Source organism: Flexivirga alba (assembly GCF_042661025.1).
In the GTDB taxonomy this organism is placed as follows: domain Bacteria; phylum Actinomycetota; class Actinomycetes; order Actinomycetales; family Dermatophilaceae; genus Flexivirga; species Flexivirga alba.
Map to the genome: position 1 here is coordinate 2,814,886 of NZ_JBHSWH010000001.1, position 21,975 is coordinate 2,836,860.

Genomic DNA, 21,975 nt, shown 5'->3' on the forward strand with positions numbered 1-21,975 from the left:
CTAGGACGCATGGCTTGTTGCGCGAGATCAGCGCATCCATGAACTCGGTTGCTGTGGGCGCGGAACGAATTAAAGCAAGATTCAACTGTCGGCCCAACGATCCGATGATCTCGTATGTTGCGCGGCCTCGAGCGTGCACGGCGGCGAGATCTGGGATTTCCCCAATATCGATGGTTGCCCGACTCCAGATCATTCGCGTGTGCACTCGGAGCTTGGGATGTGCGGCACATACAATTATTCCCAATATTGCAGATTTTCCGCAGCCGGGACTTCCGGTTACAATTCGAAGACTATGTGGACTGGCGGGATCGGAAAGCCATTCGACGAGCCATTCGAGCTCTTGTTCGCGTCCCGTGAATAGGGACCGATCTAGTGCCAGCCCCGGCCGGTGCCCAGCGGCTTTGCTTGTAAAGTGGTGGATATCCAGGTATTCATCAACGAGAGGAATCAGCTCTTCGAGTGAGCAGTCGAGATTCAGGTTTGCTCGGAGTTGGCGGCGTGACGCGGCGTCGGGCGAATATCTCGGGTTTTCGAAGAACGGCAAGTCGACAGGCCTGTCCAGGGGGTAGACCGGACGCGCTGCGGTAGTCCGGTAGATGCGCCTTCCTCAACGTTAGTGATGATGTGATTGCGGAACATTAGCCACGGAATGTGTCTCTCTGATGGATCGAGTCCAAGCGTCCCGTCCCTTGCGGCACTAAGTGTGAGGCTCACCGCACGTGTTAGACGTGCATCAAATGCACTATCACTGGCGCTAGTGGCAGAAATAACCCAGGCTTTGGTGGATTCAGAAATCCCATGAAGTTGCCAGAATAGTTCCGTCGCCACGCCTGCATGGCATAAATCGAGAATAAACAGGACGAGTGGACCGTCGTCGTTATCGGCGGCCTGGCTGACGATGTCATTTATCGAGGTTGGCGATGGATTCCCGTCCGAACCGATGATTAGGAGGCGCCCGCTAGGTGAAGATCGCTCGCCGTGGGAAAGGATATGTACGATGCGTATTTCCGATGATGACCCTCCGATGGCGGTGGTCAAACTGTTTCCCAATATGTTTGCTTGGAGCGCGTCGGTCGATGGGCGTTCGACGGTATAGCCAAAAACCTCGAGTTCCACGGATAGTCGATTCACATTAGGCATGAATGCCGTCAACCGCTCGTAAGGAAATTCGCTCTCGACGCTGTCAGTGACAGAGTCAGACGATGCAAAATCGGAGATGGCGATCAACGTCGCGGTCCTCGTAGGCTGCTCATCAGCACCCAACGACTTGGTCATAGCCGCCCTCCTTCTTGGCTCGCCGAATGCGTTCGGAGATGAGACGCCCGCTGCTCGCGACCGGTCGGGTGTCTTGAGCCGCGTGAGGACTCAGTCGCAGTGTGGAACTCCGACGTCAGAGGTCTATCGGAATGTTTGTGTAAGCGGGCTCGGTGTGAGGCCATGGCTTTGGTCCTGGCGGCAATGAGCGTCACGCCCTGGAGTCTACGGAGCACGAGGCGGGTGCGGAGCGTGTTTTGCCGTCAGGGTGGTCGAGATGCGGCCAGACCTTCCGGAGCTCGCTCGTCATCTGGTGGACTCCGGCACCGATAGTCGGATCGCGTTGACCTGCGAGGCTGGCTTGTTGACCGCGCTGACCCAGTTGTTGCAGTCGACGCTGAAGGTAGAGATGGCTCATCATCTGGGCTATGAGAAGCACGATCTTGTCGAGTGTGGCAGCGGCGGCAAGAGCAGCAAATGGACCACTGCGAAGGCCCTCTCGACCGAGTTCGGCCAGTTCACCATGCAGGTGCCGCGAATCGGGCCGATACGTGCGGCCCGCAGATCGTCCCCAAACAACCGGCGTCGACCGTCGGGGTTCGACGACGCGGTGATCTTGCTGTACGGCACAGGGATGGCCACGGGTGGGATCGTTCAGCGTCTTGAAGAGGTTCACGACGCGATGTCCCGGGAGGTGGTTTTGGCGGTGACCGAGAAGGTCACTAAGTAATGGGTACTTCCTGAGTTCGCCGCGGATGGTGGGGGACCGGGTGCATCACCGTCCGGCGTACGGGACGCAGGGTTTCGGGGACTGGGCTCCTACGTCGTGGCGGCGGCGGAGGAGGGTGTGCCGTTGGTGACGCAGGAGCCGGTGTGTGATGAGGCGACGTGGTTGCAGGTGCGGGAACTGTTGCAGCAGCGGCAGATGACCGCGAGCCCCGGCGTGTCGTTGCTATCTGGGCCGTTGCGGTGCCCGGGATGCAATTTGTGCGGGGTGACGAAGATGACGCGCACGGCCCGTCAGGCTGCGGCGGGTGTATCGGTGCCGGACCCGGACGCGCCCCGGTGGTGCGTGCCCGGGCGGGGTGTCGGTGGACGCTGGCCGGGCGGAGGCGTTCGTGATCGGCTGGTTCCACCGCATGTGCACCCAACACGGCCGTACAGGTCCGGCTCGGACCGGATCACCGCCGCGTCGGCCAAGCAGTCCCCGCCCAGGGGGAGCGTGACCGCCAAATCAGTGAGCACTTTGCCTGGGTGTTGCACCGCGGTCGGCTTCCGCCACGACTGCAGGCCCTCGACCAACCCTGTGCAGGCCGGTCACCCCGGCAGTCCTGGTCGACAACACCCCACCCGCGGAACCAGCCGCCGACACCGGCGCAGAGTCCACGCGAACGCGCGGTAGAACCCGGTAGTCTTCTTCGCCTGGAAGGTGCTCCTCGAACTGGTCCCGATAACGACGTCGCAATCGCTATCTTCCCAGGTCAGGAGCGCCTTTCAGTTCACACCGAGCATCGACTCAGCCGCGGTCCGTGAAGTCTCGGGGCTAGTGTCAATACCGTTTAGTTAGCAACGATTTGAATGGTCTGGGGTCCGGCGTGTGTGGGTTGTGGCCAGGCGCGGTGCCTGGCTCGTTTGACGTGCCATTTTGTGTACTTGCGTTTGACGACTCGGGGGTTGGTTCGCAGCGGGCGCGGCGGGAGGAGTCGGGTGAGTAACTCGTCGATGGCGTGGTGCCATAGGCGGCCGAAGACGTCACGGGCGCGAGGGGGAAAGCGCCCTGCTGGGCGATGGAGCGGCGGGCGATCCGTAGTGCGGCCACGAATGAGACACGGTCTGGGTCAACACCTTTCGCAGCGGCGGCGTCGAACATCAGGGCGCGAATGGCGTAGTGGCAGCACAAGTGTCCCCAGATTTCCTGGGTGACCAGTTCCGGGGTGCCCGAGCGCAGCACAGTGCGCGGTCCGCGCTGGTGGGTCTTCAGTTCATCGAACGTGGACTCGATCTCCCACCTTTGGGCGTAGGCGGCGGCCAGGTCGACCGCGGACGCCTGCCCGGGGTCGGTGATCGTGGTCAGGAGCCGGTACGGCCCGGTCTCGGCGCGGCCGTCTTCGATCGTGTACTCAATCACCCGCACCCGCAACGGGTTTCGCCGCTTTCGGTCGGTGACCGAGTCGAACACGTCGGCCAGATATGAGCCGTCCGGCAGGGACTGGACCGGGTCCAAGCGCAGGTTGTCCCGCACCCGCCAGCACAAGTCCGCGCCGGTGCCGGCCGCAGCCGCCCACGCGGTGAAGGAGTAGAAGCCGCGGTCGGCCAGGCACAGCATGTCCGGGGCCAGGCGCCCCAAAAGCACACGGGCGGCGGCGTTTTCACTCCTGGTGTACGGTCCCACGACAGCGTCGACGATGGTGTGGGAGCCGCACTCGGCCAGGGCCACCACCCTGGCCTGCGGGAACGCGGACCTCTCACCCTTGGCCGTGCCCGGCCGCCCGAAATGGTCATCGTTGGCGGTCGTGTCGGCCAGAGCCAGACACGTCCCGTCGATCGCCACCAGGCGCCGCCCCGCCAGGAAACACCCCGGCGTACCCGGCACGGCCAGCGGCCGACACACCCGCGTGAACAAAGCTTCCAACGGCGCCGCCCCGAGTCTCGTGCGCGCATGCGAGATCGCCGCCTTGTTCGCCAACCGCACCGGCGCCGCCCCCGGTCCACCCATGCCAAACCGTCACTGATCAGCGCCAACACGTCCTCGTACGAGCCGTCGGAGTGCATCGCCATACCGATCGCGAAGTACGCCACCGACCGCGCGGGCAACGACCGCCGACGCTGCTCCGTGCGCCCACACCCCGCGATCACCTCATCGACCACCCCCGGCGGGAACACCCGCGTCAACGCACCCACCGATACACAATCCGACAAGCGACGATCCGACAGCGGCTTCTTCCAACCAGAGCGAGGCACCCGCCAAGACTACAACGATGTAACTCTAATTGAACGGTATTGGGGCTAGTGTCGGTAGTTCGCCTATTTCGGCCATCGCCGCCCAGATGGCGGCGGCCAACCGCCGCTGGGCGCAGACAGACGCCAGCAGTCGTCCAACACCACCGCGTGTCGAATCGGCGTGCCGACCCGTTTAGCGCCAGGCATATAGGACTCCTCGCCTGGACGTAGCGTGGCCAGTTCAGATGTTCGGGCTGGTCGGCATATTGTCCGGCGCGTACCACAACTAACGAAGGTGAATCCACCGCACAGCAGTACTGCAAGGTCGGAGGTTGAACGCTCAGGCAACACGTCACGTTCACGATCGAGGAGCGGCGTAGACCGCCATGGACGTCGACACGATGGTGACCATCCCAACGGCGTTGGTGGCCCAGGGTGCCGACGCCCTGGACGTGCGGGGTTCCTGCTGCTGGCGGGTGCCAAACGCAGCGCCGTGCAGGGCAGGTTCAGGGGGTCGAGGAGGGCATGCACCCTGCAAGCGGCGCGAGTTCGTCCACATCCCTTGGGCCGTCCACAGCCGGCCACATTCGACTGGCTGCGTGGGGTGGCTGGTCGCAGGCTGGGTGTCGGAGGTGATGCCCGATGGCAACGACGCACGAGACCGGCAGACCACGATCGGTGCCCGAGAGACGACCCGACCGGCGAGAGCTCGGCCGGCGTGGTGAGGAGGAGGCGGCGCGCTACCTGCAGTTGCAGGGGCTGACCGTCATCGAGCGCAACTGGCGGTGTCGCGAGGGCGAGATCGACCTCGTCGCCCTCGACGACACCGGCGACTGCCTGGTCGTCGTCGAGGTCAAGACGCGCACTTCCGAGCGGTTCGGTCGGCCGGTGGAAGCGGTGACGCCCGTCAAGGCCCGACGGCTGAGAGTGCTCGCCGCCCGGTGGCTCGCCGACCATCCGATAGCCACACCGAATGTGCGGATCGATGTCATCGGAGTGCTGTGGCGTCCTGGCGGGCTGCTGGAGATCGAGCACATCCAAGGTGTTGACGGATGAGCCTGGGACGGACCCGGAGCGTGGCAGTGACTGGGATCCACGGGCGGGTCGTCGATGTCGAGGCCGACACGTCGTCGGGATTGCCCTGGTTCGCGATCAGCGGTATGCCGGACGCGTCCTGTCGACAGGCGCCCGACCGGATCCGCGCTGCGGCGAGCAACTGCGAGTTGGAGTTGCCCCGGCAGCGGATCATCGTCAACCTCTCGCCGGCATCGCTGCCCAAGCACGGCTCCGGCTTCGACCTGGCGATCGCGGTCGCCGTGCTGGTCGCCGGTGGGACCATCAAGCCCGCACTTGTCCGTGACGTGGTGCATATGGGAGAGCTGGGGCTCGACGGGTCGGTGCGCGCCATACACGGGGTGTTGCCGGCGGTTCGTGCCGCGGTGCATGCCGGAGCCTCGCAGGTCGTGGTGCCGGTTGCGAATGCCGCTGAGGCTGCACTGGTTCCAGGGGTGGAGGTGGTGCCTGTCGACAACCTGGCGGCGCTGGTCCGGCGCTACAAGTGCCTGGCCAGACGTCGGCCGTTGCCCGAGCCGCCGCAGGTTCCGGCACGGCCGGCCAGCGCCGTGGTCGTCCCGGATCTGGCCGACATCGTCGGGCAGGAGGAGGCGCGTTATGGGCTGGAGGTTGCGGCGGCCGGTGGACATCACTTGGCCATGGTCGGCCCGCCGGGTGCAGGCAAGACGATGATCGCCGAACGTTTGCCGGGGTTGTTGCCGCCGTTGACGCGTGAGCAGGCGCTGGAGGTGACCGCCATACATTCGGTGCTCGGTGCGTTGCCCGATCAGGTGCTGATCGAGCGGCCGCCGTTCGTCGCGCCGCACCACGGGGCATCGATGCCGGCGGTGGTCGGTGGTGGGTCGGGGCGGGTGCGGCCGGGCGCAGTGTCGCGCGCCCATCGGGGGTGATGTTCCTCGATGAGTGCCCCGAGTTCCGCCGCGACGTGCTCGATGCCCTGCGACAGCCGTTGGAGTCCGGTGTCGTGCACGTCGCTCGCGCGGACCAGGTGGTGACGTTCCCGGCAAGCTTCCAGCTCGTGCTGGCCGCCAACCCCTGCCCGTGCGGTCAAAATTATGGGAAGGGCACGAAGTGCTCCTGCGCACCGCAGCGGCGACGCGACTACCTCGGTCGGATGTCGGGACCATTGCTGGACCGAGTCGACGTCCATCTGACGATGCTGCCCGTGACACGGGCGGCGCTGGCGGGGCCCCGTGGGGAGACCAGCGCACAGGTCGCCGAGCGTGTGGTGGTCGCTCGACAGCGCCAACGGCAGCGCTGGCGGGAGATCGACCTCAGCAGGAACAGCGAGGTGCCCGGCTCGACCCTGCGATCGGGGAAGTGGCGGTTGCCGGCCGAGGTGACACGCGGCCTGGACCGGGCAATGGAGAGCGGTGCGCTGACCCTGCGAGGTTACGACCGCTGCCTGCGGGTCGCTTGGACGATCGCAGACCTGGACGGCGCGCAGCGGCCGGAGTTCCGGCAGGTCGAGGAGGCCCGCGGGCTGCGATCGAGCAGGGCTGCGGCATGAGGGGTCTGGAGGGGACGGAGATGGGCGTCGACGCGATGACCGATCTGAGGCACGAGGAGCTTCGCACCAGCAGGGAGGGCAGGCTAGCGGTGCGCCTGGCGCTCGCCGCGACCGTTGAGCCGGCCGACAAGACCATGACGCCCCGGCTGCGCGCGCTGGACCCCTTCACCGCATGGGAGATGGTGCGCACCGATGCCGGAGGGAAATTCACCAGGGCGGCGGCGCGGGTGAAGACGTTGCGGCTGGAGACGGTGGTGGCACGCACGCAGGAGCTGGGCGCGCGCATCGTCATACCGGGGGACGACGAATGGCCTTGTGGGGTGGACGATTTGGAGTCCCCGCCATACTGCTTGTGGGTGGTCGGCAAGGGTTCGCTGGCGCGGGCCTGCGAGCGCAGCGTCTCGATGGTGGGCGCACGAGCGGCCACGCCATACGGCACCCAGGTCGCGAGTGAGCTGGCCTACGGGCTGTCCGGGCGAGGCTTCACCGTCGTTTCCGGGGCAGCGCACGGCATCGACACGGCGAGCCACCGGGGCGCGCTCGCGGCCGGCGGGTGCACCGTGGCCGCGATGGCCTGTGGGATCGACATCGCTTACCCGTTGGCCAACACCGGTCTACTGCAACAGATCGAGCAATCCGGGCTGATCGTCACCGAGTTGCCGCCCGGGTCCGCACCGCAGAAGCAACGCTTCCTGTCGCGCAACCGGCTGATCGCGGCGATGACACCCGGCACCGTGGTGGTCGAGGCCGGTTTGCGCAGCGGGTCACGATCGACCGCAACGGCAGCCTCCCGGCTGGGCCGGTTGCTGGCGGCGGTGCCCGGCCCGGTCACCAGTCCGGCCAGTGCTGGGCCACACCAGCTCATCCGGGACTGCGGAGCAACACTGGTCACTGACGTCGACGACTGCGCGGAGCTGTTCGGTGCGATCGGCGGAGATCTCGCCGACCCCAAGCGTGCGGAGCCGACCGTTTTCGACCGTTTGGAGGACGCTGACCGGCGACTGCTGGATGCAATGCCGGTCGTGCGTGGCACCACGGTCGAGCGGCTCGCGGTCAGTGCCGGCCTCACACCCCGTGAGGTCACCCGTGGCCTGGCAGCTCTGCACGCCGCCGGGCTGGTGGAGCGGATCGAGAGCGGCTGGCGACGCACGCAGGACCAGTCTTCCTGAGCCGCGCGAATGCTCGCTCGTTCGGCGTGTTGGTGACACCGACCGGTCGGGACCGGCCGATAACCTATGAGTGTCGTGACCAACGAGAGCACGCTCACTGATCGGCCGGTCATGGTCGGTTATGAGCGACACCTGCGATCCGAGCGCGGTCGGTCCCCTCACACCGTGCGCGGATACCTCGCCGACCTACGCGACCTGGCCGACCACCTGGTCGGCGTCGGCGTCGCCTCGTGGGACGACGTGACCCTGGCCGACCTGCGGTCCTGGCTGGCCGGACTCGACGCCGCCGGCGCCAGCCGGGCGACTGTTGCACGCCGATCCGCTGCAGCGCGTGGGTTCTTCGGCTGGGCATTCCGGACCGGGGCGGTGCAGCGCAACCCCGCGTCACGGCTGGTGGCGCCCAAACGGACCAAGACGTTGCCGGACGTCTTACGCCAGGACCAGGCGGCGGCGTTGCTCGATCTCGCCGCGGTCGCGGCAGACGACGCGGACCCGGTGCACCTGCGGAACCGCGCGATGCTGGAACTGTTGTACGCCAGTGGAGTTCGCGTTGCCGAGCTGGTCGGACTCGACGTCGACGACGTCGACCGGAGCGATCTGGTGATGCGTGTTGTCGGTAAGGGCGACAAGGAACGCACGGTGCCGTTCGGTCGCCCCGCCGCCAGAGCCCTCGAGGCATGGTTGCAGTCCGGGCGGCCACGGTTGGTCGTGTCCGGCTCTGGCCCCGCACTCTTCCTCGGCGCTCGCGGCCTGCGGGTCGACCCACGCATCGTGCGACAGGTGGTGCATCAGCTGCTACGCGAGACACCGGGCGCTCCAGATCTCGGTCCGCACGGCCTGCGGCACAGCGCGGCGACGCACCTGGTGGAGGGTGGTGCCGACATACGTCTGGTGCAGGAGTTGCTCGGGCATGCAAGCCTGGCGACGACCCAGGTCTACACACATGTCTCCGTGGAGCGGCTGCGCCGCTCCTTCAGTCAGGCGCATCCTCGTGCCTGACCTGCGGGAGGCCGCCACCCGCGATCGCACCCGACGGGACCTTCGCGCCGGTGCTGGTACACACCGATCCAACCCTCAGCACCGGCCTCGCCACCCGATGCGGTCTACTTCGGGTATGCAGGGCTCGTATTCGCCGCGCACCGTCCGGCTGGTTCGGACGATCGTCATTACCGCAGTGCTGCTGACGATGCTCAGTGCTTTGTCCGGCTACCTCCTGCATGGGCGCGGGCAGTCCGCCGGCGCCAGCTCGGCCAGTGCGTCCGACACTGCAGCGCCGACACCCGGAACCCAGGAAACTGCGTCCGCAACTCCGACGACCGCGACTCCGACGGCTTCGACTCCGACGAAGCCGTCGGGGAGTGCGTCGCCGACTGCGAAGAGCACCCCGCGTCAGTCCGCGTCGAGCAAACCGGTCGTCGTGCCGGCCAACGGCAACGGCCACTTCAGTCCGGCCCTCGTCCCGCAGACGACCACCGCAAAGACCGGCCGGATCGTGACCTACCGGCTCAACATCGAAGGCGGCATGCACGCTGACCCGAAGGCCGTGGCAAGCACGCTCGGCGCGGCGTTGCTCGACCGCCGTGGCTGGCAAGGCGTCGACCAGGTGAGATTCGTGCAGGTCTCCCCGACCCAGCTGGCCAAGGGTGCGAAGGCGCAGCTGACGATCAGCCTCGCCAGCCCGCACCAGGTCGACAAGCTGTGCGCACCGTTGCCGACCCACGGCGGCACGTCCTGCGCGACCGGACAACACGTCATTCTCAATTACAAGTTGTGGATGCGCGGCGTCTCCTACTTCAAGGGTCAGCTCGCGGCCTACCGCGAGTACATGGTCAATCACGAGGTCGGCCACACTCTCGGACACGGCCATCTCCTGTGCTCCAAGCCCGGTGCCTATGCGCCGGTGATGCAGCAACAGACGCTCGGGCTGCAGGGGTGCAAAGCCTGGCCCTGGCCCAAACGACCCGACTCGCACGGCAAGGCCTGAGAGCGCAGCAGGCTGAGCCGCCGCCCGGGATCCTCAACCCAGCGGCAACAGCCGCACCCGCCGATCCTGCACGAGCATCAACGGATCCCGGTAGGCGTCCTTGCCGACCAGCAGCCCCCAATGCAGGCACGGCGTCGAACCACAATGCCCGCCCGCGGCCAGCGACCCGATCCGGTCCCCGCGGACCTCCACGGTGCCCAACGGATCGCGGTCGTCCACCGGCTCGTAGGTGGTTCGCCGGCCGTCGGGGTGCTGTATGGCGATCACCCCGCGTCCGGCGATGACGCCGGAGAACGACACGGTCCCAGCGCCCGCGGCGAGCACCGGCTGGCCCGCGTCGCCTTTGAGGTCCACGCCGCGATGCCCTGCCGCCCAGGGTTGTGGTGGCGCCTCGAACGGATGCACGACCGCCGGTTGTGGATACAGCGGCCAGCCGTAATCGTCGATCGGAGCCGGGTTACCGGATCCACTGAGAGCTGCGAACACGGCGCTGACGAGCGCTGCGACGCCCTGCCATCCCGTCGTCATACGACCACATTGGACTGCGCGGACGCACGAGGCGAGGCCGCTGCGTGACGGCTGTGGAGGATGACCCGGCCCACTGCGGGTTGTGGACTACGTCGTCGCGCGGCATCCGGCTCCGAGAGCAGCCAGCCGGGTCGCGGCTTCGGTCAGCACCTCGGGCCTCTTGCAGAACGCGAAACGCACCAGCGTGCGCGCCGCGTCCTTGTCGTCGCAGAACACCGACACCGGCACACCGACGACGCCGCACAACTCCGGCAGCTGCCAGCAGAACTCGACGGCATCGGTTGCGCCGAGCGAGGCGACGTCGGCAATGGCGAAGTAGGTGCCCTGGGGACTGGTCACCGAGAGTCCGGCGTCGCGTAGTCCACCGGTGAGGATGTCGCGTCCGTGCTGCATCGTGGCCGCCAGACCGGTGAAGACGTCGTCGGGCAGTCCCAGCCCGTGCGCGATGCCCGCCTGGAAGGGACCGCCGGCGGCATACGTGACGAACTGCTTCACCGTGGCGCACGCCGTCACCAGATCAGCCGGCCCCGTCAGCCAACCGACCTTCCAGCCGGTCGTCGCGAACGTCTTGCCACCGGAGCTGATCGTGAGCGTCCGATCGAACATTCCGGGCAGCGTCGCCATCGGCACGTGGCGGGTGCCGTCGAAGGTCAGGTGCTCGTAGACCTCGTCGGTCACCACGATCGCGTCGTGCTCACGGGCGAGGCCGGCGATCAGCTCCAGCTCGGCGCTCGTGAAGACCTTGCCAGTGGGGTTGTGCGGTGTGTTCAGCAGCACCAGCCGGGTCTTGTCGGAGAAGGCCGCCCGCAACGATTCCTCGTCGATGGCGAAGTCCGGGAAGCGCAGCACGCTGGTCCGGCGGACGGCGCCGGCCAGCGCGATGGTGGCGGCATACGAGTCGTAATAGGGCTCGAAGGTGACGACCTCGTCGCCCGGCTCGCACAGTGCGAGCACCGCGCAGGCGATTGCCTCGGTCGCACCGACCGTGACCAGCACCTGCTCCTGCGGGTCGATCGTGAGGTCGTAGAAGCGTCCCTGGTGTGCGGCAATCGCTTCGCGCAACTGCGGCAATCCGCGGGCGGGTGGGTACTGATTGTGGCCGGCTCCGATGGCGTCCTGAGCGGCGGCGAGCACCGCTGCTGGCCCGTCGGTGTCCGGGAAGCCCTGGCCCAGGTTGACTGCGCCGGTGCGCGTGGCCAGCGCGGACATCTCGCCGAAGATGGTGGCGCCGAAGCCGTGCATGCGGGCGATCAGGGGTTCGCTGTCCGGCGTAGTCATGTCCTTGATGGTAGTGACGGGTGTAGCCGATTCGCGGGCTGGCTCGCTTGTCCCGTATCCTGTGGGGACGACTCGTGTGCGTTGTCCCGCAAGGGCCAGGTCGCGGGTCGAATTCGCGCGTCTCATACCGGAGTTCGTATGCCGGGATGGGTCTGCCAGTCCGATCGATTCACCCATTGAACCGCTCGGTCCGGATCCATCGGGGCGCCAGGTTTGCGTTGCGTCATACCGACGACAGCGCGAAGACAACTGGAAACTCAAGCAGAAAGGACTTCGGCATGGCCGTCGTCACTACCCGCCAGCTCCTCGAGAGCGGCGTCCACTTCGGGCACCAGACCCGTCGTTGGAACCCCAAGATGAAGCGCTTCATCCTCACCGAGCGCAATGGCATCTACATCATCGACCTCCAGCAGTCGCTGACTTACATCAACGACGCGTTCGAGTTCATCAAGCAGACGGTCGCCCACGGCGGCACGATCCTGTTCGTCGGCACCAAGAAGCAGGCGCAGGAGTCGATCCAGGAGCAGGCGACCCGCGTCGGCATGCCCTACGTCAACCACCGTTGGCTCGGTGGCATGCTCACCAACTTCAACACCGTGAGCAAGCGTCTGGCCCGCCTCAAGGAGCTCGAGGAAGTCGACTACGACGACGTCGCCGGCTCCGGCCGCACCAAGAAGGAACTTCTCGTCATGAAGCGCGAGAAGGACAAGCTGGAGCGCAGCCTCGGCGGTATCCGCGACATGGCCAAGGTGCCCTCGGCCGTGTGGGTCGTCGACACCAAGAAGGAGCACCTCGCCGTCACCGAGGCGCGCAAGCTGAACATCCCGGTCATCGCGATCCTGGACACCAACTGCGACCCCGACGAGGTCGACTACAAGATCCCGGGCAACGACGACGCGATCCGCTCCGTCACGCTGCTGACCCGCGTGGTCGCCGACGGCGTCGCCGAGGGTCTCATCGCCCGCTCCGGTGGCGGATCGGACGCCACCGAGGCATCCGAGCCGATGGCCGAGTGGGAGCGTGAGCTGCTCGGTTCCGAGGACGCGGTCGCCAAGGCTGAGACTACTGAGGCGCCGGCTGCTGCTGAGACCACTGAGGCTCCGGCCGTTGCCGAGCCCGCTGAGGCCCCGGCCGCCGAGACGACCGAGGCCCCGACTGCTGCTGAGACCACTGAGGCTCCGGCCGCCGAGACCACCGAGTCCTGACCCGCTGCTGCTCCGGCGGGTCGTGATCGCGATCCGCCGGAGCACGGCTGTGTATGGCGCGAGCTGCGCCATACACACTCATTTCTTTCTTTTCCGTAGTTCGCGAAGGAGCGAAGCAGACACATGGCCAACTACACCGCTGCTGACATCAAGGCGCTGCGCGAGCAGACCGGTGCCGGCATGCTCGACGTCAAGAAGGCGCTCGACGAGGCCGACGGCGACAAGGCCAAGGCGACCGAGATCCTGCGGGTCAAGGGCCTGAAGGGCGTGACCAAGCGTGAGGGTCGCACGACCGCCAACGGTCTGGTCACCGCGCACGTCGACGCAGGCGTCGGCACGCTGCTGGAGATCAACTGCGAGACCGACTTCGTCGCCAAGGGCGAGAAGTTCGTCGAGCTCGCCGACAAGGTGCTCGCGCAGGCGGTCGCCTCCCAGTCCGCCGACGTCGCCGCGCTGCTGGCGTCCGCCGCCGACGGTGGCACTGTGCAGGACATGATCGACCAGGCCGGTGCGACCATGGGCGAGAAGATCGAGGTGCGCCGCGTCGGTCGCATCGAGGGCGAGAACGTCGTCTCCTACTTGCACAAGACCAGCCCCGACCTGCCGGCGCAGATCGGCGTGCTCGTGGCGAGCGAGGGCGGCGACGCCACGGTTGCTCGTGACATCGCGATGCACATCGCGGCGTTCAGCCCGACGGTCCTGCAGCGCGACGAGATCGACGCCGAGACCGTCGAGAACGAGCGTCGCGTCGCCGAGGCGACCGCCAAGGAGGAGGGCAAGCCCGAGGCTGCCCTGCCGAAGATCATCGAAGGCCGCGTCAACGGCTACTTCAAGGAGAACGTCCTGCTCGAGCAGCCGTTCGCCAAGGACAGCAAGAAGACCGTGGCCAAGGTCGCCGAAGAAGCCGGCGTCGAGGTCAGCGGCTTCCTCCGCTTCAAGGTCGGCATTTAAAGCAGACCGCGATCGAGCGGACTCAATAAACATTGAGCGGACCCAGAATCCAGTTGGATTCCGGGTCCGCTCAATGCGTTTCGGGTCCGCTCAATCTGGGTGCGGGTGGCGTGATCAGGGGTGGAGTGAAGCTGTCGTCGGGTTGCTCGCCGAGCCGGACCCAGGCCCGGTGGAAGTCGCTGCCGGGCGCGACGAGTGAGCGCGCCAACGGGTCGGCGACGATGTCCGCAGGCAGCGAGATCGACTGTGGTTCTTCATGATTGGACTGAGCACGGGCTGATTCGACCGCGTCCCGCAACGCGTGCGCGAGCGGCTTCGCGACGTGTTCGACGGTGAACAACCCGAGGTCGTACTCCCGCTCCGGAAAGTCCACCAGCCGCCGGTCGATGTCGTGCGAGCACCACCAGGTGATCCCAGTCAGGGTCGACACTGCGCTCGCCGTCTCGACGGTCCGGCGGACGAATTCCGTTGCCGCGTCGATCGGTACGTCCGGCAGCGGAGCGCCAACCTCCTGCAACCAGACCGGGCGATCCGCCGCGCCGCACGCTCCGGCCAGTCGGGCGAGGTATGCCGCGTGGGACGTCGTCGCCGGCCCGAGTGGACCGTCGATGCGGGACGTCCCGTTGAACACCCACGAGTGCACCGACGACACGTCACCGAGCGTCGTCACGTCCTCGGCCGAGAAGGGGTGGTCCGGCGCATAGAACGCGTCGTCGAAGAGCGAATGCACGACCAGTTGGTCGCCACGCGCATTCTCCCGTATGGCGGCCAGCAGCTCCTGCGCCCAGTCCCGCGAGGCATCCAGCGTGGTGGCATTGGCCGGCCAGAGGTTGTTCACCTCATTGCCGAGGGTGAACGCGAAGACGTTCGGCTCGGGCGACAGCGAGCCCGCCAATTCCTCGACATACGAACGCAATCCGTCGCGCGCATCAACGTCGGTGAAGATGCTGCGCTGGTGCCAGGTCAGCACCCACGACGGCAGGAAGTCGAAGCTCGACAGATGGCCTTGCAGCAGGTCGACGCAGACGTCCAGCCCACGCTCCGCGCTCAGTTGTATGACGGTTCGAACGTCGGCCACGGCCCGCGCCCGCACATGGGACCGACTCGGCTGGATCCACGGCCATATCGGGAAGATCCGCACATGATCCATGCCGAGCGAGGCGATGTCGTCCAGGTCCCGGGCGACTGCGTCCCGGTCCAGATCGAGCCAACTGTGGAACCACCCCTCGGACGGCACGTAGTTGACGCCGAAACGCAGCTTGCGAGGTGCAGCAACCCGATCTTCCACGCTCTCGACACTAGTCACCGACGGATGCCACAGATGCCGAGCACCGGGGCGCTGCGTGCTCTACCGTGTCGCCGGTGAGCAGCTTGGTCGTCGTGGTGCTGATCGCCGTGATCCTGGTGCTTCCGGTCGCGGCGTTGTGGTGGTGGGCGCACACACGCCGGGGGATGGGCAGCGAGGCGGACCGGGCGACATTGCGCACCCTGCACGAGGCCAACCGCGCGGCCCGCCCGCTGCGGGAAGGTCTCACCGAGTCCGCTGCGGAGCGGGCGGTCCGGTCGTTGCGCCCGCTGTTGACCGCGCCGGCCGTGGCACTCAGCGATGGACACCGGGTGCTCGGCTGGGACGGGCCCGGTGAGGGCCACCGCGAGGATGTGCTGACCGCAGCCACCGCAGCACTCGACGATGGGCGGGCCCGCGTCGACCGGATGACCTGTATGGACCCGGCGTGCCGGCTACGCGACGTCATCAGCGTCCCGCTGGTCGTCGACGGTTCGGTGGTCGGGACACTTCACGCCGTTGTCACGATCGCCGGTGCACCGGTCATCAAGGCGACCCACGAAGTGGCCGACTGGGTCAGCGGACAGCTCGAGCTGGCCGAGGTCGACCGGCGCCGGTCCGGACTGGCCGAGGCCGAGCTGCGTGCACTGCGGGCGCAGATCTCGCCGCACTTCATCTACAACGCGCTGACCACGATCGCAGCGTTCGTCCGCACCGACCCGGACCGCGCGCGCGAGTTACTCCTGGAGTTCGCCGACTTCACCCGCTACTCGTTCCGTCGTCGCGGTGAATACACCGCACTTGCCGACGAACTGCAATCCATCGAGCAGTACCTCACCCTGGAGCGAGCGCGCTTCGGAGACCGGCTCCGCGTCACCCTGCGGGTTGCCCCGGACTGCCTGACCGTGATGGTGCCCTACCTGTCCTTGCAACCGGTGGTCGAGAATGCCGTCCGCCACGGCCTCGAGCCCAAGTCCGGGCCGGGCGAGGTGATCATCGAAGCGCTCTCCGACGGCGCCGATGTGCGAATCACGGTGGAGGACAACGGTGTTGGCCAGGACCCCCGTCGCATCCAGGAGGCACTGGACGGCGTTGCCCAAGCGGAGTCCATCGGACTGTCCAACGTCGACATGCGACTTCGGGCCACCTTCGGGGACCAGTACGGCCTGGTCGTGGAGACCGCGCCGGGTGCCGGAACCAAGGTGGTGATGCGGGTGCCTCGATTTGCTCCCAGAGCGCACCCGAACGACAACACCGCTCACTATGGTGGGTGACATGCCAGACCACCTGCGGGTGCTCGTCGTCGACGACGAACCCCGGCGCGCGGCGAGCTGGCCTACATGATCGAGCAGCTCGAGCCGGTCGCCTCGGTCCTCGCCGTCGGCTCCGGTGTCGAGGCGTTGCGCGCCCTGGAGTCCACACCGATCGACGCGGTCTTCCTCGACATTGCCATGCCCGGCCTCAGCGGTCTCGACCTGGCGCGAGTCCTGGCGCGCTTCGAGCGTCCGCCGGCCGTGGTCTTCGTGACCGCGCATGACGCGCACGCGGTGGAGGCGTTCGAGCTGGATGCGGTCGATTACCTGCTCAAGCCCGTGCGCCCCGCCCGCGTTCAGGAGGCGATTCGTCGCGTGCTCGCACACGATGCGCCCGTGGTGCCGCAGGGGAGGACCCCACGATCCCGGTCGAGCTCGGCGGCATCACGCGGTTCGTGCGGCGCTCGGACGTGCACTTCGTCGAAGCCCATGGTGACTATGTGCGCCTGCACACCGGCGACGCCGTGCACCTTGTGCGGCTGTCGCTCGGCGCCCTCGAGCGTGACTGGGCGAACGCGGGGTTCCTGCGTATCCACCGCAGTTACCTGGTGGCCACGAAACACATCACCGAGCTGCGACAGCACGACCAGCGCAGCGTTGTCGTCATCGACGGTCACGAGCTGGAGGTCAGCCGGCGGCGCAGCCGTGAGCTCAAGGATGTCTTGTTGCGCGGACCGGAGCAGCAGTCATGACGGAGCCGGCTGAACGCGTTCGTGTGCAACGCCGCCGCAGCGCCGCACCCGATGTGGCTGCGATGAGCGAGGAGATCGATGCGCAGTCGATGCTCGGCGAGGCGCTGTTGCGATCGCTGATGCGCACTCAGTTGCGACTGGCGGCCGTCGTGCTCGTGTTGCTCGCCGTCACCCTCGGCTCGCTGCCGCTGATCTTCGACCTGCTGCCCGGCATCCGCCGGTTGCACGTGCTCGGCATACCCCTGCCGTGGCTGCTGCTCGGCGTGCTCGTCTATCCCGTGCTGCTCGGACTCGGCTGGTTCTACGTGCGGTATGCCGAGCGCAACGAAGCCGGGTTCGTCCGGCTCATCAGCGCCGATCACAGCGAGCCTCCGATTGCCGACCGATGATCCCGGCCGTCGGACTGACCGCGGTCCTCTCCGTCTCGCTGCTCACCCTCGGCATCGGTGTCTTCGGGGTGCGGGTGTCGCGTACGACGAGCGACTTCTACGTCGCGTCCCGAAGCGTCGGCCCGGTGGTGAACGCCTCCGCTATCGGCGGCGAATACCTTTCTGCCGCATCGTTTCTCGGCGCAGCAGGCCTCATCCTCGTGCATGGCGCGGACGCCCTGTGGTACCCCGTCGGATGGACCGCCGGCTACCTGGTGCTGCTCGTGCTCGTCGCTGCGCCGTTGCGCCGCTCCGGTGCTTACACACTGTCCGACTTCGCCGAGTTGCGGCTGGAGTCGCAGGCCGCGCGCAAGGTGTCCAGCGTCGTCGTCGCACTCATCGGGGTGCTCTATCTGCTGCCGCAGTTCCAGGGCGCCGGCATCACCTTGCGCACGCTGGTCGGCGCGCCCACCTGGACCGGCTCCGTGCTGGTCGCCGCGGTGGTGCTGGTCATCGTGCTGTCCGGCGGGATGCGCTCGATCACGGTGACACAGGCGTTCCAGTACTGGCTCAAACTCACCGCGCTGATCGTCCCTGCCGCGGTCCTGCTGGCGCACTGGCATCGGTCGGGCGGCGCGTCGCCGCACGAGTTGCACGTGTCGGACTGGGTGGAGCCGATGCAGGGGAAGTACGCGACCTACCTGGTCTACTCGCTGATGCTCGCGACCTTCCTGGGCACGATGGGCCTGCCCCACGTGGTCGCGCGGTTCTACACCAACATCGACGGCCGTGCCGCACGACGCACCACCCTCGGTGTGCTCGGGCTGCTCAGCGCCTTCTACCTGCTCCCGACCGTGTATGGCGTGCTCGGCCGCATCTACAGCTTTCACCTGATCGCCGACGGTCGCACGGATGCCGTCGTACTGGAGCTGCCGACCGAGGTGCTGCACGGTTTTGGCGCCGACCTGCTCACCGGGCTGCTCGGCGCCGGCGCTTTCGCGGCGTTCCTGTCGACCTCTTCCGGACTGGCCGTCTCGGTTGCCGGCGTCGTCAGCCAGGACATGCTGCGTGGCCGGTCGGACTCCGTGCGTAGTTTCCGACTGGCGGCCGCGCTCGTCGTCTCGCTGACGCTGGTGCTGCTGGTGGTGTCCAGCGGAGTGCCGGTGGCTCGCGCGGTGGAGCTGGCGTTCGCGGTCGCGGCGTCGACGTTCTGCCCGTTGCTGTTGCTCGGGATCTGGTGGCGCGGGCTCACCGCGCCGGGTGCGATCGCCGGCCTGGTGATCGGTGGCGGCACGTGCACAACGGCGGTCGTTGCGGCGCTGGCCGGTTACGAGGCGCCCGGCGTGGCCGGCCCGCTGCTGGCCCAGCCGGCCGCCTGGACCATCCCACTCAGCCTTGTCGTGATGATCGTGGTGTCGCTGGCGACCGCATCCCGCCGGCCGCCCGGTGTCATGCGCACGATGGTGCGCCTGCACACGCCTGAGCATCTGGACGTCGACCGTGGCACGTTCGACCCGGAGCGTTCCGACGCCCGAACCGCTCAGCCCGTCGAACCGACCGTTCGTCGCTTCCACCGCTGACGCCCGGCGACAGTGTGACTCCGCTCACATCATTGAATCCTGAATGAGGTACGCGCCGGAACTCTGGCGAACAAGCTTGGTGCAGGCGGCGAACGCCGTTTTGACCCCACGACGTCAGGAGTCTTTCATGTCAGAGACGACAACCCGCCCTGCGCCGGGCTCGCATTTTGCAGACCCAGCTGCCCTCGGGCTCGGCGGGTTCGCCCTCACAACATTCGTGCTGAGCGTCGTCAACGCCGGCATGATCCCAGGCAAAGTCGAACCGGTCGTCTTCGGCCTTGCCTTTGCGTATGGCGGGATCGCCCAGTTCGCCGCAGGCCTCTGGGAGTTCGCCAAGGGCAACACCTTCGGTGCCACCGCGTTCTGTTCGTATGGCGCGTTCTGGTTGTCCTTCTGGTGGCTGACCGGTCACACCGACCTGTCCGGGGCCGGCGCGGACGTCAACAAGGGTCTGGGTGTCTATCTGCTCGCCTGGGGCATCTTCACGCTCTACATGACCATCGGCGCGCTGCGCGTCAGCGGGGCCGTGCTTGCCGTGTTCGTGCTGCTGACGATCACCTACTTCCTGCTCGCGTTCGGTGAATTCGGCAGCGACGCTGCCGGACACGGCGTGACGAAGATCGGTGGCTATCTCGGACTTTTGACAGCGATCGCAGCCTGGTACGCCTCGTTCGCGACGGTCACCAATTCCACGTTCAAGCGGGCGGTGCTGCCGACCTTCCCACTCTGAGCAAGACGGCAAGAACGCTGCCCGGGCGGCATTCTGCCGCCCGGGCAGCATTCTCTTTCGGCGAGTGATTGAGTAGACGTGACGCGCAGCACTCCATGCCGACCGACACGACGACAGAAACAAGGAGACAACGATGGCGCAAGATGGTCAGAGCCAGAACATTGACGCACTCATGGCGGAGTCCCGTACCTACCCGCCGGACCCTGCCTTCACCGAGCAGGCGAACGCCAAGCCGGGCTTCTACGACCAGGACCCGGACGAGTTCTGGGAGCGAGAAGGTCGTGAGCGGCTCAGCTGGTTCACCGACTTCACCACCCTCAAACAATGGGATCGGCCCTACGCCAAGTGGTACCTCGGCGGCAAGCTGAACGCCTGCTACAACTGCGTCGATCGGCACGTGGAGAACGGACTGGGAGACAAGGTCGCCTACTACTGGGAAGGCGAGCCGGTCGATGACCGACTGACGATCACCTACGCCGACCTGCAGTCGCGAGTGGTGAAGGCTGCCAACGGTTTCAAGAGCCTCGGCATCGGCAAGGGCACCAAGGTCGCGGTCTATCTCGGCATGATCCCCGAGGCACCGGTGACGCTTCTGGCACTCGCCCGACTCGGCGCGCCGTTCACGTTCGTCTTCGGTGGTTTCTCCGCGACCGCGCTGGGCAGCCGCATGCAGGAGATGGAGTGCGAATACCTCATCACCCAGGACGCTGCGAACCGCAGGGGTAAGCCAGGGCCGTTGAAGCCGACCGCCGACGAGGCCATGGACATGGCACCGACTGTGAAGACGTGCGTGACGGTCAACCGCACCGGCACCGAGGTCGACATGTTGGACGGCCGCGACCACTGGTGGAGTGACGTCGTCGACGGACAGGACGACGACCCGAAGTCCTGCCCGTGTGAGCCGATGGACTCCGAGGACTTGTTCTTCCTGATGTTCTCCTCCGGCACGACCGGCAAGCCCAAGGGCATCCTGCACACCACCGCCGGATACCTCGCCGGCACGTCCACCACGCACCATTACGTGTTCGACATCAAGCCGGAGACCGTCTACTGGTGCGCCGCTGACATCGGCTGGATCACCGGACACAGCTACATCGTGTTCGGCCCACTGGTCAACGCCACGACCAGCGTGATGTACGAAGGCACTCCGGACTTCCCTGACAAGGCACGCTGGTGGGAGATCATCGAGCGCTACAAGGTCAACGTGCTCTACACCGCTCCCACGACGATCCGCACCCACATGAAGTGGGGCACCGAGGCGCTGCAGAAGCATGACCTGTCGTCGCTGAAGATCCTGGGATCCGTGGGTGAGCCGATCAACCCGGAGGCATGGATCTGGTACCGCGACAACGTCGGCGGCGGCAAGTGCCCGGTGGTCGACACCTGGTGGCAGACCGAGAACGGCATGATCCTGGTGACGCCGCTGCCCGGCCTGACGACCCTGAAGCCGGGTTCGGCAACCCACCCCTTCATCGGCGTGAAGGCCGCGGTCTATGACGAGGCGGGCAAGGAGATCGCACCCGGGGACGGCGCGGGGTACATGGTCGTCAAGGAACCGTGGCCGGCGATGTTCCGAGGTCTGCTCAACGACGACCAGCGTTTCAGGGAGACCTACTGGTCGACCTTCCCCGACGCCTATCTCGCGGGCGATGGCGCTCGCGTGGACGGCGACGGCGACTTCTGGTTGATGGGTCGCATCGACGACGTCATGAACGTCTCCGGTCACCGGTTGTCCACGATCGAGATCGAGTCCGCGCTCGTCAGCCACCCCGACGTGGCCCAGGCGGCCGTCGTCAGCCGTGCGGATGCGACCACCGGTCAGGCGATCGTCGCCTACGTGACGCTGAAGGATGGCGCCGAGGGGTCGCCCGAGAAGCTGACCGAGTTGCGTGACCACGTGGGCAAGGAGATCGGTCCGATCGCCAAGCCCGCCAACATCGTCTTCGCGGACTCGTTGCCGATGACGCGGTCCGGCAAGATCATGCGCCGCCTGCTGAAGGACGTCGCTGAGAACCGCGCGCTCGGCGACACCACGACGTTGGCCGACCCGTCCGTGGTCAACGAGATCAAGGAGCGCGCCGACTCCGAGAAGGACGCCGACAAGGAAGGCTGAG

At 66.7% G+C, this 21,975-nt stretch carries 17 protein-coding genes and 3 pseudogenes; 15 read left to right on the forward strand and 5 right to left on the reverse strand.

The window, feature by feature from the left end:
* Window positions 1-474 precede the first annotated feature (474 nt).
* Window positions 475-1,275 (reverse strand): hypothetical protein, encoded by an 801-nt coding sequence (locus ACFQDH_RS13790; RefSeq protein ID WP_382402226.1) that lies wholly within the window; start codon window positions 1,273-1,275, stop codon window positions 475-477.
* 256 nt (window positions 1,276-1,531) lie between these two features.
* Between ACFQDH_RS13790 and ACFQDH_RS13795 the strand changes: the two genes are divergently transcribed.
* A complete protein-coding gene (locus ACFQDH_RS13795; protein WP_382402228.1) occupies window positions 1,532-1,984 on the forward strand; it encodes a transposase in 453 nt (150 codons plus the stop codon).
* Window positions 1,985-3,022: 1,038 nt separating this feature from the next.
* Here the strand turns inward: ACFQDH_RS13795 and ACFQDH_RS13800 are convergent.
* Window positions 3,023-4,215: pseudogene (locus ACFQDH_RS13800) on the reverse strand (IS4 family transposase); the annotation flags it as partial.
* A 621-nt stretch (window positions 4,216-4,836) separates the two neighbouring features.
* Between ACFQDH_RS13800 and ACFQDH_RS13805 the strand changes: the two are divergent.
* From ACFQDH_RS13805 to ACFQDH_RS13825, 5 genes and pseudogenes are all read left to right on the forward strand, one after another.
* Entirely contained in the window at window positions 4,837-5,250 is a 414-nt protein-coding gene (locus tag ACFQDH_RS13805) for a YraN family protein (protein WP_382402229.1), read from the forward strand.
* Window positions 5,247-6,778 (forward strand): annotated as a pseudogene (locus ACFQDH_RS13810) (YifB family Mg chelatase-like AAA ATPase). The gene ACFQDH_RS13805 and the pseudogene ACFQDH_RS13810 overlap by 4 nt, the downstream one beginning before the upstream one ends.
* Window positions 6,775-7,947, forward strand: a complete 1,173-nt coding sequence (dprA, locus tag ACFQDH_RS13815) for a DNA-processing protein DprA (protein WP_382402231.1) — start codon at window positions 6,775-6,777, stop codon at window positions 7,945-7,947. The pseudogene ACFQDH_RS13810 and the gene dprA overlap by 4 nt, the downstream one beginning before the upstream one ends.
* Window positions 7,948-8,013: 66 nt before the next feature.
* Entirely contained in the window at window positions 8,014-8,946 is a 933-nt protein-coding gene (locus ACFQDH_RS13820) for a tyrosine recombinase XerC (RefSeq protein WP_382402233.1), read from the forward strand.
* A gap of 115 nt (window positions 8,947-9,061) precedes the next feature.
* Entirely contained in the window at window positions 9,062-9,931 is an 870-nt protein-coding gene (locus ACFQDH_RS13825; protein WP_382402235.1) for a DUF3152 domain-containing protein, read from the forward strand.
* A 33-nt stretch (window positions 9,932-9,964) separates the two neighbouring features.
* Here ACFQDH_RS13825 and ACFQDH_RS13830 read toward each other — a convergent pair whose 3' ends face one another.
* The gene (locus ACFQDH_RS13830) at window positions 9,965-10,459 is read right to left on the reverse strand and encodes a M23 family metallopeptidase (protein ID WP_382402237.1); all 495 of its coding nucleotides are present in this window, start codon (window positions 10,457-10,459) and stop codon (window positions 9,965-9,967) included.
* A gap of 87 nt (window positions 10,460-10,546) precedes the next feature.
* Window positions 10,547-11,737 (reverse strand): pyridoxal phosphate-dependent aminotransferase, encoded by a 1,191-nt coding sequence (locus ACFQDH_RS13835; protein ID WP_382402239.1) that lies wholly within the window; start codon window positions 11,735-11,737, stop codon window positions 10,547-10,549.
* Between the two features lie 278 nt (window positions 11,738-12,015).
* Here ACFQDH_RS13835 and rpsB point away from each other — a divergent pair, with 278 nt between their 5' ends.
* Window positions 12,016-12,942, forward strand: coding sequence for a 30S ribosomal protein S2 (gene rpsB, locus ACFQDH_RS13840; protein ID WP_382402241.1), 927 nt, complete (start codon window positions 12,016-12,018; stop codon window positions 12,940-12,942).
* Between the two features lie 123 nt (window positions 12,943-13,065).
* Window positions 13,066-13,893, forward strand: a complete 828-nt coding sequence (gene tsf, locus ACFQDH_RS13845) for a translation elongation factor Ts (protein WP_382402243.1) — start codon at window positions 13,066-13,068, stop codon at window positions 13,891-13,893.
* Window positions 13,894-13,963: 70 nt separating this feature from the next.
* On the opposite strand, the gene ACFQDH_RS13850 is transcribed toward tsf, so the two are convergent.
* The gene (locus ACFQDH_RS13850; RefSeq protein WP_382402245.1) at window positions 13,964-15,199 is read right to left on the reverse strand and encodes a glycoside hydrolase 5 family protein; all 1,236 of its coding nucleotides are present in this window, start codon (window positions 15,197-15,199) and stop codon (window positions 13,964-13,966) included.
* 56 nt (window positions 15,200-15,255) lie between these two features.
* Between ACFQDH_RS13850 and ACFQDH_RS13855 the strand changes: the two genes are divergently transcribed.
* The 7 genes and pseudogenes from ACFQDH_RS13855 (at window position 15,256) to acs (ending at window position 21,974) form a co-directional block, all read left to right on the forward strand.
* On the forward strand, window positions 15,256-16,452 hold the full coding sequence (locus ACFQDH_RS13855) for a sensor histidine kinase (protein WP_382402247.1): 1,197 nt from the start codon (window positions 15,256-15,258) through the stop codon (window positions 16,450-16,452).
* Between the two features lie 66 nt (window positions 16,453-16,518).
* Window positions 16,519-16,743, forward strand: a pseudogene (locus tag ACFQDH_RS13860) (LytR/AlgR family response regulator transcription factor); the annotation flags it as partial.
* 143 nt (window positions 16,744-16,886) lie between these two features.
* Entirely contained in the window at window positions 16,887-17,183 is a 297-nt protein-coding gene (locus ACFQDH_RS13865) for a LytR/AlgR family response regulator transcription factor (RefSeq protein WP_382402249.1), read from the forward strand.
* Complete coding sequence (locus ACFQDH_RS13870; protein ID WP_382402251.1) at window positions 17,180-17,572, forward strand: hypothetical protein; 393 nt, start codon at window positions 17,180-17,182, stop codon at window positions 17,570-17,572. Before ACFQDH_RS13865 ends, ACFQDH_RS13870 begins: the two co-directional genes overlap by 4 nt.
* Window positions 17,569-19,131 (forward strand): sodium/solute symporter, encoded by a 1,563-nt coding sequence (locus tag ACFQDH_RS13875; RefSeq protein ID WP_382402253.1) that lies wholly within the window; start codon window positions 17,569-17,571, stop codon window positions 19,129-19,131. Before ACFQDH_RS13870 ends, ACFQDH_RS13875 begins: the two co-directional genes overlap by 4 nt.
* A 127-nt stretch (window positions 19,132-19,258) precedes the next feature.
* Window positions 19,259-19,861 (forward strand): acetate uptake transporter, encoded by a 603-nt coding sequence (locus ACFQDH_RS13880; protein ID WP_382402255.1) that lies wholly within the window; start codon window positions 19,259-19,261, stop codon window positions 19,859-19,861.
* Window positions 19,862-19,994: 133 nt separating this feature from the next.
* The gene (gene acs, locus ACFQDH_RS13885; RefSeq protein ID WP_382402257.1) at window positions 19,995-21,974 is read left to right on the forward strand and encodes an acetate--CoA ligase; all 1,980 of its coding nucleotides are present in this window, start codon (window positions 19,995-19,997) and stop codon (window positions 21,972-21,974) included.
* Window position 21,975: the final 1 nt, after the last annotated feature.